This is a genomic window from Streptomyces sp. SAT1 (assembly GCF_001654495.1).
Classification (GTDB): Bacteria; Actinomycetota; Actinomycetes; order Streptomycetales; family Streptomycetaceae; genus Streptomyces; species Streptomyces andamanensis.
In genome coordinates this window covers 1,333,863-1,349,639 of the sequence record NZ_CP015849.1, presented here as the reverse complement: position 1 = coordinate 1,349,639, position 15,777 = coordinate 1,333,863, and the positions used below count along the sequence as shown (strand labels likewise).

Genomic DNA, 15,777 nt, shown 5'->3' with positions numbered 1-15,777 from the left:
GCCGGACCGCTCTCGTCCGGGACTTCCCGTACCCGGGGGCGGCGCGGGTCACTGCGCGCCGGGCCGCACCAGACCGCTCTCGTAGGCGTACACCGCGGCCTGCACCCGGTCGCGCAGCCCCAGCTTGGTCAGCACATGCCCGACGTGGGTCTTGACCGTCGTCTCGCTCACGAACAGGTCGGCGGCGATCTCCGCGTTCGACAGCCCGCGTGCCACCAGCTTCAGCACCTCCACCTCACGGTCGGTGAGGGTGTGCAGGGTGTCCGGCACCGGTTCGTCCCCGGAGGGCAGATGCGTGGCGTACTTGTCCAGCAGGCGGCGCGTGATGCTCGGCGCCAGCATCGCCTCGCCGGCCGCCACCACCCGGATCGCCTGCACCAGCTCATTGGCCGGCGCGTCCTTCAGCAGGAAACCGCTCGCCCCCGCGCGCAGCGCCTCCACCACGTACTCGTCGAGGTCGAAGGTGGTCAGCACCAGCACCTTCGCCGGGCCGTCCCGCTCGGGGCCGGTGATCTGCCGGGTGGCCTCCACCCCGTCCATCCGCGGCATACGGATGTCCATCAGCACCACATCGGGCTGTAGTGCCCGCACCTGGTCCAGGGCCTGGAGGCCGTCCCCGGCCTCGCCCACGACCGCGATGTCCTGCTCCGCCTCCAGGATCATCCGGAACCCGGTGCGCAGCAGTGGCTGGTCGTCGACCAGTAGGACGCGGATGGCCACGTAAGTCTCCTTCGCTGGACCCTAGGGCCCCATTGTGCCCTGTACCTGCGCGGGTACCTGCGGCTCGGTCCCGCCCACGGGCAGCGGGTACGGCGGGGGAGTGCCGCCGAACTCGGGGCAGTGCTCGCGGTGGTCGCACCAGCCGCACAGCTTCGTGGGGCGCGGCCGCCACTCACCGGTCTCGGTGGCCAGCCGGATCGCCTCCCACAGCGCCAGCAGCTTGCGCTCCACCCGCTCCAGATCCGCCATGACCGGGTCGTACGTCAGCACGTCACCGCTGCCCAGATACACCAGCTGCAGCCGCCGCGGCACCACCCGCTTCAGCCGCCACACCACCAGGGCGTAGAACTTCATCTGGAACAGCGCGCCCTCGGCGTACTCCGGCCGCGGGGCCTTGCCCGTCTTGTAGTCGACGATGCGCACCTCGCCGGTGGGCGCCACGTCCACCCGGTCGATGATGCCGCGCAGCCTGAGCCCGGAGTCCAGCTCCGCCTCGACGAACAGCTCCCGCTCGGCCGGCTCCAGACGCGTCGGGTCCTCCAGCGTGAACCAGCGCTCCACCAGCCGCTCCGCCTCGGCCAGCCAGCGGGCCGCCCGCTCGCCGTCCGTGTCGTCGGCGAACAGCTCCACCAGCTCGGGACGGGCCTGCCGCAGCCGGTCCCACTGCCCCGGCACCAGCGCCTTGGCCCGGGGCGCGGTCCGCTCGGCGGCCGGGGCGTCGAAGAGCCGCTCCAGCACCGCGTGCACCAGCGTGCCCCGGGTGGCGGCCTCGCTCGGCTTCTCCGGCAGCCGGTCGATCACCCGGAAGCGGTACAGCAACGGGCACTGCATGAAGTCACCGGCCCGGGAGGGCGACAACGACGAGGGCGGCGCGGGGGCCCGCACGGTCGGCCCCCCGGCCACCACGGCCGCGTCCGTCCCGGCGACCGCGTCGATCCCCACGGCCGCGCCCGTGCCCACGTCCGTGACCGCGTCCGCGCCCGTGACCGCGCCGGGGCCCGCCGCCCCGCGCTCCCCGGCCGGCCCGTTGCCTCCCGCGTCGTCCGTGGCGTCCGCCGCTGCGGCCTGCGTGCTCGTCTCCATGCCACAGACCCTACGGCCCGCCACTGACAGTGACCCCCGGCGCAGGCCGGTGAAGTGCGTTACGGCGGGTACGACACTGGGGTGCCGGGCGGAACCGTTCGCCCCGGCCGCATACCATCGACCCGAGACCTCCCGGCCGGCAGAGCGGGGAGCAGCGCTTCGAACGAGGGGACACCGTGGACGTGAGCGGCGGGAGCGGGCAGCCGCGTTCCGGCAACGACGAGCCGGCCGAGTCCCCCACGGGACCCGCCGGTCCGGCGCCCCACGACAGCCCCGCCCGTCCCGGTTCCCCCGCGGAGCGGCCCGCCTCCGGCCACGGCGACCCCGCGCACCCGGCCGACGGCCCCCCGCCCGCCCCGGACCACGGCGGCACCCCCGGCACCGGCCCGGACCCGGACGCCGCAGCCCCGGCGGGCGACCGCCCCCGGACCGCCCGCGGCCAGGACCCCGGCGGCCGCGACGAGCACCCCGGCGATCACCCCTCCGACCACACGGAACCCCCGGCCGGCCACGGCACCCGTCCCGGCCAGGCGCCCCGGCCGCCGGCCGGCCACGACCCCCACCCCGACCGTGCTCTCGCCCACTCCGGCCCCGGTCCCGGCCGGACACCGCCGCCCCCGCCGCGGCGCCGCCGCGAACCCGGCGGCGGACTGCTCATGGGGCGCCCCTTCGGCGTGCCCGTCTACGTCGCGCCCAGCTGGTTCCTGATCGCCGCGCTGATCACCTGGGTGTTCGGCGGCCAGCTCGACCGCGTCCTGCCCCAGCTCGGCGCCGCCCGCTATCTGGTCTCCCTCTTCTTCGCGGTCGCCTTCTACGGCTCCGTACTGGTCCACGAACTGGCGCACACGGTGGCCGCCCTGCGCTTCAAGCTCCCGGTGCGCCGCATCCAGCTCCAGTTCCTCGGCGGGGTCTCCGAGATCGAGAAGGAGGCCGAGACACCCGGCCGCGAGTTCGTGCTCGCCTTCGTCGGACCCCTGCTCTCCCTGGTCCTGTCCGGCGTCTTCTACCTCGCCCTCCAGCCCGTGGAGCGCGGCACGGTCCCGGGAGTCCTGCTGGCCTCCCTGATGATCTCCAACCTGATCGTCGCCGCCTTCAACCTGCTGCCCGGCCTGCCCCTGGACGGCGGGCGGATGCTCCGCGCCGTCGTCTGGAAGATCACCGGCCGCCCCATGAGCGGCACCGTCGCCGCCGCCTGGGTCGGCCGCGTCCTGGCCGTCTCCGTCCTCATCGGCCTGCCGCTGCTCAGCCAGTCCGGGGCGCTCGGCACCGCCGCCGAGGACAGCGTCGGCCTGGGCACCGTGACCGACGCCCTGCTCGCCGCGATCGTCGCCGCGATCATCTGGACCGGGGCCGGGAACAGCCTGCGCATGGCCCGGCTGCGCGAACACCTGCCCGAGCTGCGCGCCCGCGCCCTGACCCGCCGCGCCGTCCCGGTCGAGACCAGCACCTCCCTGGCCGAGGCGCTGCGCCGCGCCAACGCGGCCGGTGCCCGCGCCCTGGTGGTCGTCGACGGCCACGGCGAACCGCTCTCCCTGGTCCGCGAGACCGCCATCGCCGGCGTACCCGAGCACCGCCGCCCCTGGGTCGCCGCCAGCTCGCTCGCCCAGGACCTCACCGACGGCATGCGCGTCTCCGCCGAGCTGGCCGGCGAGGAGCTGCTGGACGTGCTGCGCGCCACCCCCGCCACCGAGTACCTGGTGGTGGAGGAGACCGGCGAGATCTACGGGGTGCTGTCCGCCGCCGACGTCGAACGCGCCTTCGTGAAGGCCATGGCCCGCCCCAGCTGAGCCCCGCCCTCCCGAACCGGTGGTCGGCGGCCCTCCCGGGGGCCGGTAGGCTGGTCACATGTCCGAACCGACCGGTGCCGCCCGCCGCCGCGGGCCCTTCAAGGTCGGGGACCAGGTACAGCTGACCGACCCCAAGGGCCGCCACTACACGTTCACGCTCGAGGCCGGGAAGAACTTCCACACCCACAAGGGTTCCTTCCCGCACGACGAACTGATCGGCGCACCCGAGGGCAGCGTTGTCCGCACCACCGGCAACGTCGCCTACCTCGCGCTGCGTCCCCTGCTCCCCGACTACGTCCTGTCCATGCCCCGCGGCGCAGCCGTGGTCTACCCCAAGGACGCGGGGCAGATCCTCGCCTTCGCCGACATCTTCCCCGGCGCCCGCGTCGTGGAGGCGGGCGTGGGCTCCGGCTCGCTCAGCAGCTTCCTGCTGCGGGCCATCGGCGACCAGGGCATGCTGCACAGCTACGAGCGGCGCGCCGACTTCGCCGAGATCGCCCAGGGCAACGTCGAGCGCTACTTCGGCGGCCCGCACCCCGCCTGGCAGCTCACCGTCGGCGACCTCCAGGACAACCTGTCCGACACGGACGTCGACCGCGTCATCCTCGACATGCTCGCCCCCTGGGAGTGCCTGGAGGCCGTCTCCAAGGCGCTGGTCCCCGGCGGCATCCTGTGCTGCTACGTCGCCACCACCACCCAGCTCGCCCGGACCGTGGAGTCCATCCGGGAGATCGGCTGCTTCAACGAGCCGACCGCCTGGGAGACGATGATCCGCAACTGGCACATCGAGGGCCTGGCCGTCCGCCCCGACCACCGCATGATCGGGCACACCGGCTTCCTGCTCACCGCCCGCCGCCTCGCGGACGGCGTCGAGCCCCCCATGCGCCGTCGCCGGCCCGCCAAGGGCGCCTACGGCGACGACTACGAGGGCCCCAACGCCGACGGCGGCGCCGGCCGCTGACCCGGCCGCGCACCACCGGCAACACGTCGGCGCCGTGGCGCAGTTCCCCGCCGGGTCGGGGAACTGCGCCACGGCGCCCGTTCGTTGGGCCGCGGCACGAAGGCCGAGGTCCGCGGCCGGTCGCGGGCCCGCAGGAGTACCCACCCCGCCGTTCCTTCGCACTGTGACGTGTGGCACGATGCTGGCCATCCCACCGGCACAGCCCTCACGGGAGACACTCCTAGTGCAGCACTCCGCCGTCCCGGAACTGGCACACGCGCACACCCGCACCCGCCCCGTCCACTGGGTCGCCACCGCAGCGGCCGTCGCCGGGGTGATCGCCCTCGCCCCGGCCCTGCGCCCCGGCTCCGCCACCGCCGCCCAGCACACCGGCGCCGGCACCCGGACCGAGAGCGCCCCCGTCACCGCCGAGCCCCCCGCCACCACCGGGGTGGCTTTCCCCATCCAGTGCGGTCCGCTCAAGCCGGTGGTCGCCGAGCAGGCCACCGGGGACCTCGACCACGACGGCCGCCCCGAGACCGTGGCCGTGGTGCACTGCGACGGCTCCATGGGCACCCCGCCCGACGCCGTCTACGTCCTGACCCGCGCCCGGGAGACCGGCGCCACGCGCGTGGTGGCCACCCTCGTCGACCCCAAGGACCGGTTCACCGTCACCGACTTCGCCGTCCGCGCGGGCGAGGTGACCGCCACCCTGCTCGGCTACTCCTCGCCCGACGTGCCCAATTGCTGCCCCGACCTGAAGGACGGCGCGAAGTGGCGGTGGCACAACGGCGCGTTCGTCCGCTCCGGACCGCAGCGGTCGCGCAGTGTCTGAGCGGATGAGCGGCCCCGGTCCCGCGCGCGGCGCGGGGCCCGCGGGACCTGCCGGGGTGTGAGGAATCAGACAACCGCGACGGCGGGCGTCCGGACGGTCACCCAGCGTCCGGGCCGTACACCTCGACCCTGTCCAGAACCCGCCGCACATGGATGCACTCGCCCGGACACTCCCGCGCCGAGTCCACCACGTCCGTGAGAAGCGGCAGCGGCACGGGCGTTGCCGCGCCCTGCGCCTGGAGCAGCTCGTCCCCGGGGCCCTTCACATAGGCCAGCCCGTCGATGTCCAGCTCGAACACCTCCGGCGCGTACTGCGCGCAGATGCCGTCGCCGGTGCACAGGTCCTGGTCGATCCAGACCTCCAGCTCCTCGCCGCCGTCCGCGGTCTGCTGCTGCACGCTCATGTCTCCTGCCGTTTCACGTCGGACCGGACGGGAATCAGGCCAGCTCCGACGGGTGTTGAACGTCTCGACCCTACCTCCGTCCGCTTTCCAATCATGTTCGGTGGGTATTCCCCTGGCGTGAGGGAGAGCGCAAGGGTGAAGATCGGACACACCCCGACAGTCTTTGTGATCTAGGGGTTTCAATCGACACCCACCCAGGTAGGGTCTGGAAGCGTCCAGCTCCCCTTGGAGGAGGTGAGGACCGTGGCAGCCCACGACGACGACATGAACCGCGGCATCCGCCCGGGACGAGGGTCCGACGACCCGGCCGGGCAGATCGCCTACCTTGAGCAGGAGATCGCCGTCCTGCGACGCAAGCTCGCCGACTCTCCGCGGCACACGAGGATTCTCGAGGAGCGGATCGTCGAGCTGCAGACCAACCTGGCCGGCGTCTCCGCGCAGAACGAACGGCTGGCGAACACCCTCCGCGAGGCCCGCGACCAGATCGTGGCCCTCAAGGAGGAGGTCGACCGGCTCGCGCAGCCGCCGGCCGGCTTCGGCGTCTTCCTTCAGTCCAACGAGGACGGCACCGCCGACATCTTCACCGGCGGCCGCAAACTGCGGGTGAACGTCAGCCCCGGCGTCGAGCTCGACGAGCTGCGGCGCGGCCAGGAAGTGATGCTCAACGAAGCGCTCAACGTGGTCGAGGCCATGCAGTACGAGCGCGTCGGCGACATCGTCACCCTCAAGGAGATCCTGGAGGACGGCGAGCGCGCCCTGGTCATCGGGCACACCGACGAGGAGCGCGTGGTGCGCCTCGCCGAGCCGCTGCTCGACGTGACCATCCGCGCAGGCGACGCCCTCCTGCTCGAACCCAGGTCGGGCTACGTCTACGAGGTCGTGCCCAAGAGCGAGGTCGAGGAGCTCGTCCTCGAAGAGGTGCCCGACATCGGCTACGAGCAGATCGGCGGCCTCGGCAACCAGATCGAGATGATCCGGGACGCGGTCGAGCTGCCGTACCTCTACCCGGACCTGTTCAAGGAGCACGAACTGCGCCCGCCCAAGGGCGTCCTGCTCTACGGGCCGCCCGGATGCGGCAAGACGCTCATCGCCAAGGCCGTCGCCAACTCGCTGGCCAAGAAGGTCGCCGAGGTCACCGGCCAGGCCGCCGGCAAGAGCTTCTTCCTCAACATCAAGGGCCCCGAGCTGCTGAACAAGTACGTCGGCGAGACCGAGCGGCAGATCCGCCTGGTCTTCCAGCGCGCCCGGGAGAAGGCCAGCGAGGGCACCCCCGTCATCGTCTTCTTCGACGAGATGGAGTCCCTCTTCCGCACCCGCGGCTCCGGTGTCAGCTCGGACGTGGAGAACACCATCGTCCCGCAGCTGCTCGCCGAGATCGACGGCGTGGAGGGCCTGCAGAACGTGGTGGTGATCGGCGCCTCCAACCGCGAGGACATGATCGACCCCGCCATCCTGCGGCCCGGCCGGCTCGATGTGAAGATCAAGATCGAGCGTCCGGACGCCGAGGCGGCCAAGGACATCTTCGCGAAGTACCTCACCGAGCGCCTGCCGCTGCACGGGGACGACCTCACCGAGCACGGCGGCGACAAGCAGGCCACGGTCGGGGCCATGATCCAGACCGCGGTCGAGCAGATGTACGCGGAATCCGAGGAGAACCGCTTCCTGGAGGTCACCTACGCCAATGGCGACAAGGAAGTCCTTTACTTCAAGGACTTCAATTCCGGCGCCATGATCGAGAACATCGTGGGCCGCGCCAAGAAAATGGCGATCAAGGACTTCCTGGAGAAGGAACAGAAGGGTCTTCGCGTCTCCCACCTGCTCCAGGCATGTGTGGACGAGTTCAAGGAGAACGAGGACCTGCCGAACACCACCAACCCGGACGACTGGGCCCGGATCTCCGGAAAGAAGGGCGAGCGGATCGTCTACATCCGCACCCTCATCACCGGAAAGCAGGGCGCGGACACCGGCCGCTCCATCGACACGGTGGCGAACACCGGGCAGTACCTGTAAAAACAGGGCGGCTGCGGGTGCCCACGCCGGGTACCCGCAGTCGACTGTTTTCCGGGGCCATCGCAGGGAGCGGGCAGAGCAGGTACAGCAGGCAATGACGCAAATGATCTCCCCGTCGGCGCAAAGGCGTTCTAGGCTCTTTCGTACCGCCGGGTCGCGCAGTGCGGGGACGGGCACCGCACAGGCACCCGAGCACCCGCGGTACTTGAGCGCCGCCCCCGACCGGGGGCGCCGCCGGGCAAGGAGGGCCGCATGACCGTACGGCGAGTGATGGGCATCGAGACGGAGTACGGGATCTCCGTCCCCGGTCACCCGAACGCCAATGCCATGCTCACCTCGTCCCAGATCGTCAACGCCTACGCGGCGGCGATGCACCGGGCCCGCCGGGCCCGCTGGGACTTCGAGGAGGAGAACCCGCTGCGGGACGCCCGCGGCTTCGACCTCGCCCGCGAGGCCGCCGACTCCACCCAGCTCACGGACGAGGACATCGGCCTGGCCAATGTGATCCTCACCAACGGCGCCCGGCTCTACGTCGACCACGCCCACCCCGAGTACAGCGCCCCGGAGGTCACCAACCCGCGCGACGCCGTGCTGTGGGACAAGGCGGGCGAGCGGATCATGGCCGAGGCCGCCGAGCGGGCCGCCCAGCTGCCCGGGGCCCAGCCGATCCACCTCTACAAGAACAACACCGACAACAAGGGCGCCTCCTACGGCACGCACGAGAACTACCTGATGCGGCGCGAGACCGCCTTCTCCGACATCGTGCGCCACCTCACGCCCTTCTTCGTCTCCCGCCAGGTCGTCACCGGCGCCGGCCGCGTCGGCATCGGCCAGGACGGCCACGAGCACGGCTTCCAGCTCAGCCAGCGCGCCGACTACTTCGAGGTCGAGGTCGGACTGGAGACGACGCTCAAGCGTCCGATCATCAACACCCGCGACGAACCGCACGCCGACGCGGAGAAGTACCGCCGGCTGCACGTGATCATCGGCGACGCCAACCTCTCCGAGATCTCCACCTATCTCAAGCTCGGCACGACCGCCCTGGTCCTTTCCATGATCGAGGACGGCTTCATCGCCGTCGACCTGGCCGTGGACCAGCCCGTGCGCACCCTGCACCAGGTCTCGCACGACCCGTCCCTCAAGCGGCTGATCACGCTGCGCAGCGGCCGGACACTCACCGCTGTGCAGCTCCAGATGGAGTACTTCGAGCTGTCGCGCAAGTACGTCGAGGAGCGCTTCGGCGCGGACGCCGACGAGCAGACCAAGGACGTCCTGGCCCGCTGGGAGGACACCCTCAACCGGCTGGAGAACGACCCGATGAGCCTGGCCGGCGAGCTGGACTGGGTCGCCAAGCGGGCGCTGATGGACGGCTACCGGCGCCGTGACGGCCTCGACTGGGACGCCGCCCGGCTGCATCTGGTGGACCTCCAGTACGCCGACGTACGCCCCGAGAAGGGCCTCTACAACCGGCTGGTGGCCCGCGGACGCATGCAGCGCCTGCTGGACGAGTCCGAGGTCGACCGGGCCCGCAGGAAGCCGCCGGAGGACACCCGGGCCTACTTCCGCGGCCGCTGCCTGGAGCAGTACGCCGACGACGTGGCCGCGGCCTCCTGGGACTCGGTCATCTTCGATCTCCCCGGACGCGACTCCCTCCAGCGCGTCCCAACCCTGGAACCGCTTCGCGGAACGCGTAATCACGTCAAGGAGCTGCTGGACCGGTGCCGGACGGCGGAAGACCTGGTCAGGGTCCTGTCCGGCGGCTGAGCGGGTACCCGGTCCGGGCAGTGCCGGCCGGAGGGACGGGGTGGAAATGCCCGGCTCCGGGAATCATCGAGATGGCCCCCGCGCGTTGTGGAAACTGCGGGGCCGATGTCGGACCCGGCTTGTAGGGTCTGATCATCACCGAACGGCGGTAATGCCGACCATGTCGGGCGAACTGAGCGGGGTGAGGGTTATGGCAACCAAGGACACCGGCGGCGGGCAGCAGAAGGCCACGCGCTCGACCGAGGAGGTCGAGGAGCAGGCACAGGACGCGCAGGCCACCGACGACCTCAAGGAACGCCAGGAGAAGCTCTCGGAGGACGTCGACGACGTCCTGGACGAGATCGACGACGTGCTCGAGTCCAATGCGGAGGACTTCGTGCGCTCGTTCGTCCAGAAGGGCGGCCAGTAGCACACCCGGCACGCGTCCCGGCACCGGCCCCCGCGAGCGGGCCGGTGCCGGGACGGATGACCGGCGTCGGCACGGGTAGGGTCCGTGCACAGATTTGATGATCGGCTCGGCCGTCCCCGGCGGGGCCGCAGTCTTACGTGGAAGGAATCGCGTGGAAGCCAACACTCGTAGCACCGGGCGTCTACCAGCTGCCTTCCTGACGCCCGGGTCCTCGTCCTTCATGGACTTCCTCTCCGAGCACCAGCCCGAGCTGCTGCCCGGCAAGCGGCAGCTGCCGCCCGCGCAGGGTGTGCTGGAGGCGCCGCACGGCACGACGATCGTGGCCGTGAGCTTCCCCGGGGGCGTCGTGCTGGCCGGTGACCGCCGGGCCACGATGGGCAATGTGATCGCGCAGCGGGACATCGAGAAGGTGTTCCCGGCGGACGAGTACTCCGCCGTCGGCATCGCCGGTACGGCCGGCCTGGCCGTGGAGATGGTCAAGCTGTTCCAGCTGGAGCTGGAGCACTTCGAGAAGGTCGAGGGCGCGCAGCTCTCGCTGGAGGGCAAGGCCAACCGCCTGTCCACCATGATCCGGTCCAATCTGGGCATGGCCATGCAGGGCCTGGCCGTGGTGCCGCTCTTCGCGGGGTACGACGTGGACCGCGGCAAGGGCCGCATCTTCTCCTACGACGTGACCGGCGGCCGCAGCGAGGAGCACGGCTACGCGGCCACGGGCTCCGGCTCGGTCTTCGCGCGCGGTGCCATGAAGAAGCTCTTCCGCACCGACCTGACCGAGGCCGAGGCGACCACACTGGTGGTGCAGGCCCTGTACGACGCGGCAGACGACGACTCGGCGACCGGCGGTCCCGACGTCGCCCGCCGGATCTATCCGATCGTCACCGTGATCACCGATGACGGCTTCCGCCGGCTCACCGACGACGAGTCCTCCGAGATCGCCCGCTCGGTGCTCCAGCGGCGTCTGGAGCAGCCGGACGGACCGCGCGCCGCGCTGCTGTAGCCGCGGCCGGATCTTGCCCAGGGTGATCGAGTGACCTCTACAGAAAGGGACGGATAACCGGTGTCGACGCCGTTCTATGTCTCACCCCAGCAGGCCATGGCCGACCGGGCGGAGTACGCCCGCAAGGGCATCGCCCGCGGCCGCAGCCTGGTCGTGCTCCAGTACGCCGACGGCATCGTGTTCGTCGGCGAGAATCCGTCCCGCGCGCTGCACAAGTTCAGCGAGATCTACGACCGGATCGGCTTCGCCGCCGCCGGCAAGTACAACGAGTACGAGAACCTGCGCATCGGCGGTGTCCGCTACGCCGACCTGCGGGGTTACACCTACGACCGGGACGATGTGACGGCCCGGGGCCTGGCCAACGTCTACGCCCAGACGCTCGGCACGATCTTCTCCAGCGCGGCCGAGAAGCCGTACGAGGTGGAGCTGGTGGTCGCCGAGGTGGGGGAGACCCCGGAGGGCGACCAGATCTACCGGCTGCCGCACGACGGGTCGATCGTCGACGAGCACGGCTCGGTCGCGGTCGGCGGCAACGCCGAGCAGATCAGCGGCTACCTGGACCAGCGCCACCGGGACGGGATGACGCTGGCCGAGGCGCTGAAGCTGGCGGTGCAGGCGCTGTCCCGCGACACCAACGGCAGCGAGCGGGAGATCCCCGCCGAGCGCCTTGAGGTGGCGGTGCTGGACCGCACGCGTCCGCAGCAGCGCAAGTTCAAGCGCATCGTGGGCCGCCAGCTGGCCCGGCTGCTGGAGGGCGGCAGCCCGGACATCTCCAAGGACAGCGACGAGCCGGAGGACCCCGACGGCGCCGACGGCGCCGAGGGTTCCGGCGGTTCCGACGGCCCCGGCACGAGCGAGAAGTAGTTCCCGCCGTTCCGGTCGCCCCGGCCGGTGTCCCTGCGACGCCGCGGCCGGGGCACCGGCGTCTCAGGAGGCGCCGGGCGGGGCCGTGGAGCCGCGGACGACCAGTTCGACGGGGATGTCCCCGCCGTCGGGCATACGGCCCTCCAGGACGGCCAGCAGGGCGTGCATGCCGCGGGCGCCGAAGGTCTCCGCGTCCAGCCGGACGGTGGTCAGCTCGGGGTCGATGGCGGTGGCCAGGGCCAGATCGTCCAGGCCGGTGACGGAGATGTCGTCGGGCACGCGCAGCCCGAGCCGGCGCAGCGCCTTGTAGGCGCCCGCGGCCAGCTTGTCGTCGTCGCAGACCAGGGCGGTGGGGCGCGGCCCCGGGGCGCCGAGCGCGGCCTCGGTGGCGGCGTGGGCGTCCTCGATGGAGATCGGGGCGCGGGCGGTGCGCAGCGAGGTGCCGGGCACCGCGGCCAGGCGCGCGGCCAGTTCCCGGGCCCGCGCCTCGAAGGTCCAGGACGGCACGTCGGCCGCGAGGTGCAGGAAGCGCCGGTGGCCGAGGCCGAGCAGGTGCGCGGCGACCTGGCGGACGCCGTCGGCGATGTCCAGGTTCACCGTCGCGGCGCCGAGACTGCCCTCCGGGTCGCTGTCCAGCATGACCAGCGGCAGCTGGTCGCCGCGGATGGCGGTGAGCGCGTCGGCGGCCATGGAGGAGGCGATCACCCCGTCCAGGGCGGCCTGGGCGGAGGCGAAGGGGTTCCTGGCGGGGCCGATGCCCTCGGGGGAGGGATAGAGGACCACGCCGAAGCCGTGCTCGGCGGCGACCCGGGCGGCGCCGGTGTAGACACCGGCGAAGAACTCGGTGGTGAGCGCCGGGACGACCAGGAGCACGGTCCGGGTGTGGCCCAGGCGCAGGTTGCGGGCGGCGAGGTTGGGCCGGTAGCCGAGATCGCGGGCGGCCTCGCGCACCCGCTCGGCGGTCGGCTCAGAGACCCGGCCGCGCCACTTGTCGCCCAGGACCAGGGAGACGGCGGCCTGGGAGACTCCGGCGGCCTGGGCCACGTCGCGGCTGGTGGGCCGCGTGCTTCCTCGTGCCACCGTGCTGCTGCTCCTCTGCCTCGGGCCGCCCGGGTGTCCCGGGTGCGCGTGCGCGCGTGCGGCCGGTCGCGGTCGTCTGGACGGGTGAACAGCGCACATGGTACGTATGGCGACGGAAGTTATACGTAACACTTCCGACGCCTACGTCCTGGAGGACACGCGATGGCCGCGGGATTCGCGGGGTACCTGGAGATCCTCGGGGCGCGGCACGCCGCCCGGCTGCTGGCCGGCACGCTCGTGGGGCGGCTGCCGAACGCCACCGCGGCCATCGCGATCGTGCTGTTCGTGCGCGCGGAGGGGGGCTCGTACAGCCTGGCGGGGGCGCTGGCGGCGGTGTACGGCGTCGCCAACGCCGTCGGCCAGCCCGTCCTCGGCCGCCTGGTCGACCTGTACGGGCAGCCGCGCGTCCAGCTGCCCGCCGCGCTCGCCGCGGGCGCGGCCATGACCGTCTTCGCCTGCGCCGGCACCGAGCCGCCCGCCCTGGCCTGGGCCGCCGTGGCCGCGGCCGGGCTCTTCACCCCGCCCCTGGAGGGCGGCCTGCGCGCCCTGTGGCCCGCCGTGCTGCGCCGCGAGGAGCAGCTGCACACGGCGTACGCCATGGACGCGGTGGCGCAGGAGGTCATGTTCACCGTCGGGCCGCTGCTGGTGACGCTGTGCGTGTCGCTGTGGTCCGCGCAGGCCGCCCTGGTGCTGCTGAACGCCGTGGGGGTCCTCGGCGCGCTGTCGGTGGTCCTCTCGCCGCCCTCGCGGGCGTGGCGTTCGGCGCCGCGCGAGGCGCACTGGCTGGGCGCGCTGCGCTCGCCCGGTCTGCTGGTGCTGCTGGGCGCGTTCCTGTTCGTCGGGATCGCGCTGGGCTCCATCACGGTGGCGGCGGTGCCCTACGCGGACGCGCACGGCGGTGACGCGGTGTACGGCTGGCTGATGGCGGCGCTGGGCCTGGGCGCGCTGGCCGGCGGCGCGGTCTACGGGACGCGGGAGTGGCCGGGCGCGCCCGAGCGGCGACTGCGGGTGCTGGTGGCGCTCCTGGCGGTGTGTTACGTGCCGCTGACGCTGATGCCGGGCGCGGTGGCCATGGTGCTGCTGACGGTGGTCTCCGGGGTGTTCCTGGCGCCGTGCATCGCCTGCGCGTTCATCATCGTGGACCGGCACGCGCCGCGGGGGACGGTGACGGAGGCGTTCTCCTGGCTGGTGACGACGTTCACGGTGGGCGCGTCGGTGGGGACCGGGGTCGCGGGACCGGTGGTCCAGGCGGGCGGCGCGCTGGGGGGATTCGCCCTGCCGGCCGCGGCGGGTGCCGTGTCGCTGCTGGTGCTGCTGGCCACCGGACCGGTCCTCGCACCTCCCGGTGGAGAGGCGGTCGTTGCCGCTTCATCGGAAAATGATCCAGATCGTGCTGCCGAACCCCGTTTCAGCTCGGGGGATCGGGCGTAATGTTCAGTCATGGACCGCCGCATTTTCGGGCTGGAGAACGAGTACGGCGTCACGTGCACGTTCAGGGGACAGCGCCGCCTGTCGCCTGACGAGGTGGCGCGGTACCTCTTCCGCCGTGTCGTGTCATGGGGCCGCAGCAGCAATGTCTTTCTGCGAAACGGCGCCCGGCTCTATCTCGACGTGGGGTCACATCCGGAATACGCCACACCCGAATGTGACAATGTGATCGAACTGGTCACCCACGACAAGGCCGGAGAGCGCATTCTCGAAGGACTCCTGGTAGACGCGGAACGACGCCTGCACGAGGAGGGAATCGCGGGCGACGTCTACCTCTTCAAGAACAACACGGACTCGGCGGGCAACTCCTACGGCTGCCACGAGAACTATCTGGTGGCGCGGCACGGGGAGTTCTCGAGGCTCGCGGACATCCTCATCCCGTTCCTGGTCACCCGGCAGCTGCTGTGCGGCGCCGGAAAGGTGCTCCAGACCCCGCGCGGGGCGGTGTACTGCGTGAGCCAGCGGGCCGAGCACATCTGGGAGGGCGTCTCCTCGGCGACGACCCGCTCCCGGCCCATCATCAACACCCGCGACGAACCGCACGCGGACGCCGAGCGCTACCGCCGGCTGCATGTGATCGTGGGCGACTCCAACATGTCCGAGACGACCATGCTGCTCAAGGTCGGCGCCACCGACCTGGTGCTGCGGATGATCGAGGCGGGCACCGTGATGCGCGACCTCACCCTGGAGAACCCGATCCGGGCGATCCGCGAGGTCAGCCACGACATCACGGGCCGCCGCAAGGTGCGCCTGGCCAGCGGCCGCGAGGCCTCCGCCCTGGAGGTGCAGCGGGAGTACTACGAGAAGGCCGTGGACTTCTGCGAGCGGCGCGGCATCCGCACCGGTGTGGTGGAGCGGGTGCTGGAGCTGTGGGGCCGCACGCTCGACGCGATCGAGGCGGAGGACCTCGACCGGATCGGCACCGAGATCGACTGGGTGATGAAGTACCAGCTGATCGAGCGCTACCGGGCCAAGCACAACATGACCATGTCGAATCCGAGGGTCGCTCAGATAGACCTCGCCTACCACGACATCCACCGCCGCCGGGGGCTGTACTACCTGCTGGAGAAGAAGGGCCGTGCCACCCGGATCTGCAACGACCTGAAGATCTTCGAGGGCAAGTCCGTGCCGCCGCAGACCACTCGGGCGCGGCTGCGCGGCGACTTCATCCGGCGGGCGCAGGAGCAGCGCCGGGACTTCACGGTCGACTGGGTGCATCTGAAGCTCAACGACCAGGCGCAGCGCACGGTGTTGTGCAAGGACCCGTTCCGTTCGGTCGACGACCGGGTCGAAAAGCTGATCGCCGGAATGTGAGCCCGCGGGACCGGCCGGGTCCCGCGGGGTGAGGCACGCGTTCCGCACGAATCACCGGAACGCCACACGGGCGCCGTACGTTT

Annotated in this window: 14 protein-coding genes; 10 read left to right on the top strand and 4 right to left on the bottom strand. The window is 71.7% G+C overall.

Annotated features, from left to right (window positions below):
* Window positions 1-48 precede the first annotated feature (48 nt).
* Window positions 49-720, bottom strand: coding sequence for a response regulator (locus tag A8713_RS05890; protein WP_018570356.1), 672 nt, complete (start codon window positions 718-720; stop codon window positions 49-51).
* A gap of 21 nt (window positions 721-741) precedes the next feature.
* Window positions 742-1,803 carry a RecB family exonuclease gene (locus A8713_RS05885; protein ID WP_107440591.1) on the bottom strand — a complete coding sequence of 354 codons (1,062 nt, stop codon included), beginning with the start codon at window positions 1,801-1,803 and terminating at the stop codon, window positions 742-744.
* Window positions 1,804-1,979: 176 nt separating this feature from the next.
* On the opposite strand from A8713_RS05885, the gene A8713_RS05880 reads away from it, so the two are divergent.
* The 3 genes from A8713_RS05880 (at window position 1,980) to A8713_RS05870 (ending at window position 5,365) form a co-directional block, all read left to right on the top strand.
* Entirely contained in the window at window positions 1,980-3,590 is a 1,611-nt protein-coding gene (locus A8713_RS05880) for a site-2 protease family protein (protein WP_064531884.1), read from the top strand.
* A 58-nt stretch (window positions 3,591-3,648) separates the two neighbouring features.
* Window positions 3,649-4,551 (top strand): tRNA (adenine-N1)-methyltransferase, encoded by a 903-nt coding sequence (locus A8713_RS05875; protein ID WP_018570353.1) that lies wholly within the window; start codon window positions 3,649-3,651, stop codon window positions 4,549-4,551.
* A gap of 223 nt (window positions 4,552-4,774) precedes the next feature.
* On the top strand, window positions 4,775-5,365 hold the full coding sequence (locus tag A8713_RS05870; RefSeq protein WP_064531882.1) for a hypothetical protein: 591 nt from the start codon (window positions 4,775-4,777) through the stop codon (window positions 5,363-5,365).
* 97 nt (window positions 5,366-5,462) lie between these two features.
* Here the strand turns inward: A8713_RS05870 and A8713_RS05865 are convergent, their stop codons facing one another.
* Window positions 5,463-5,768, bottom strand: coding sequence for a ferredoxin (locus A8713_RS05865; protein WP_018570351.1), 306 nt, complete (start codon window positions 5,766-5,768; stop codon window positions 5,463-5,465).
* Between the two features lie 243 nt (window positions 5,769-6,011).
* Between A8713_RS05865 and arc the strand changes: the two genes are divergently transcribed.
* The 5 genes from arc to prcA all read left to right on the top strand — a co-directional run bounded on the left by arc (window position 6,012) and on the right by prcA (window position 11,812).
* Window positions 6,012-7,778, top strand: coding sequence for a proteasome ATPase (gene arc / locus A8713_RS05860; RefSeq protein ID WP_064531880.1), 1,767 nt, complete (start codon window positions 6,012-6,014; stop codon window positions 7,776-7,778).
* 252 nt (window positions 7,779-8,030) lie between these two features.
* Entirely contained in the window at window positions 8,031-9,542 is a 1,512-nt protein-coding gene (gene dop / locus A8713_RS05855) for a depupylase/deamidase Dop (RefSeq protein ID WP_355478549.1), read from the top strand.
* A 190-nt stretch (window positions 9,543-9,732) separates the two neighbouring features.
* Entirely contained in the window at window positions 9,733-9,951 is a 219-nt protein-coding gene (locus tag A8713_RS05850) for a ubiquitin-like protein Pup (RefSeq protein WP_064531875.1), read from the top strand.
* Between the two features lie 151 nt (window positions 9,952-10,102).
* Window positions 10,103-10,948, top strand: a complete 846-nt coding sequence (prcB, locus tag A8713_RS05845; protein WP_064531873.1) for a proteasome subunit beta — start codon at window positions 10,103-10,105, stop codon at window positions 10,946-10,948.
* A 60-nt stretch (window positions 10,949-11,008) separates the two neighbouring features.
* Window positions 11,009-11,812: a proteasome subunit alpha gene (gene prcA, locus A8713_RS05840; RefSeq protein ID WP_064531871.1), complete on the top strand. Its 804-nt coding sequence runs from the start codon at window positions 11,009-11,011 to the stop codon at window positions 11,810-11,812.
* 63 nt (window positions 11,813-11,875) lie between these two features.
* On the opposite strand, the gene A8713_RS05835 is transcribed toward prcA, so the two are convergent.
* Entirely contained in the window at window positions 11,876-12,892 is a 1,017-nt protein-coding gene (locus A8713_RS05835; RefSeq protein ID WP_064531869.1) for a LacI family DNA-binding transcriptional regulator, read from the bottom strand.
* Between the two features lie 162 nt (window positions 12,893-13,054).
* On the opposite strand from A8713_RS05835, the gene A8713_RS05830 reads away from it, so the two are divergent.
* Together A8713_RS05830 and pafA are read left to right on the top strand one after the other, a co-directional pair.
* Entirely contained in the window at window positions 13,055-14,323 is a 1,269-nt protein-coding gene (locus A8713_RS05830; RefSeq protein ID WP_064531867.1) for an MFS transporter, read from the top strand.
* A 9-nt stretch (window positions 14,324-14,332) separates the two neighbouring features.
* Window positions 14,333-15,694 carry a Pup--protein ligase gene (gene pafA, locus A8713_RS05825; RefSeq protein WP_026252952.1) on the top strand — a complete coding sequence of 454 codons (1,362 nt, stop codon included), beginning with the start codon at window positions 14,333-14,335 and terminating at the stop codon, window positions 15,692-15,694.
* Window positions 15,695-15,777 lie beyond the last annotated feature (83 nt).

Bases quoted from the DNA above. Each gene is read 5' to 3' on its own strand.
- A8713_RS05885 (WP_107440591.1), bottom strand. From the start codon at position 1,803: ATGGAGACGAGCACGCAGGCCGCAGCGGCGGACGCCACGGACGACGCG.
- A8713_RS05875 (WP_018570353.1), top strand. From the start codon at position 3,649: ATGTCCGAACCGACCGGTGCCGCCCGCCGCCGCGGGCCCTTCAAGGTC.
- A8713_RS05865 (WP_018570351.1), bottom strand. From the start codon at position 5,768: ATGAGCGTGCAGCAGCAGACCGCGGACGGCGGCGAGGAGCTGGAGGTC.
- dop (WP_355478549.1), top strand. From the start codon at position 8,031: ATGACCGTACGGCGAGTGATGGGCATCGAGACGGAGTACGGGATCTCC.
- A8713_RS05850 (WP_064531875.1), top strand. From the start codon at position 9,733: ATGGCAACCAAGGACACCGGCGGCGGGCAGCAGAAGGCCACGCGCTCG.
- A8713_RS05830 (WP_064531867.1), top strand. From the start codon at position 13,055: ATGGCCGCGGGATTCGCGGGGTACCTGGAGATCCTCGGGGCGCGGCAC.
- pafA (WP_026252952.1), top strand. From the start codon at position 14,333: ATGGACCGCCGCATTTTCGGGCTGGAGAACGAGTACGGCGTCACGTGC.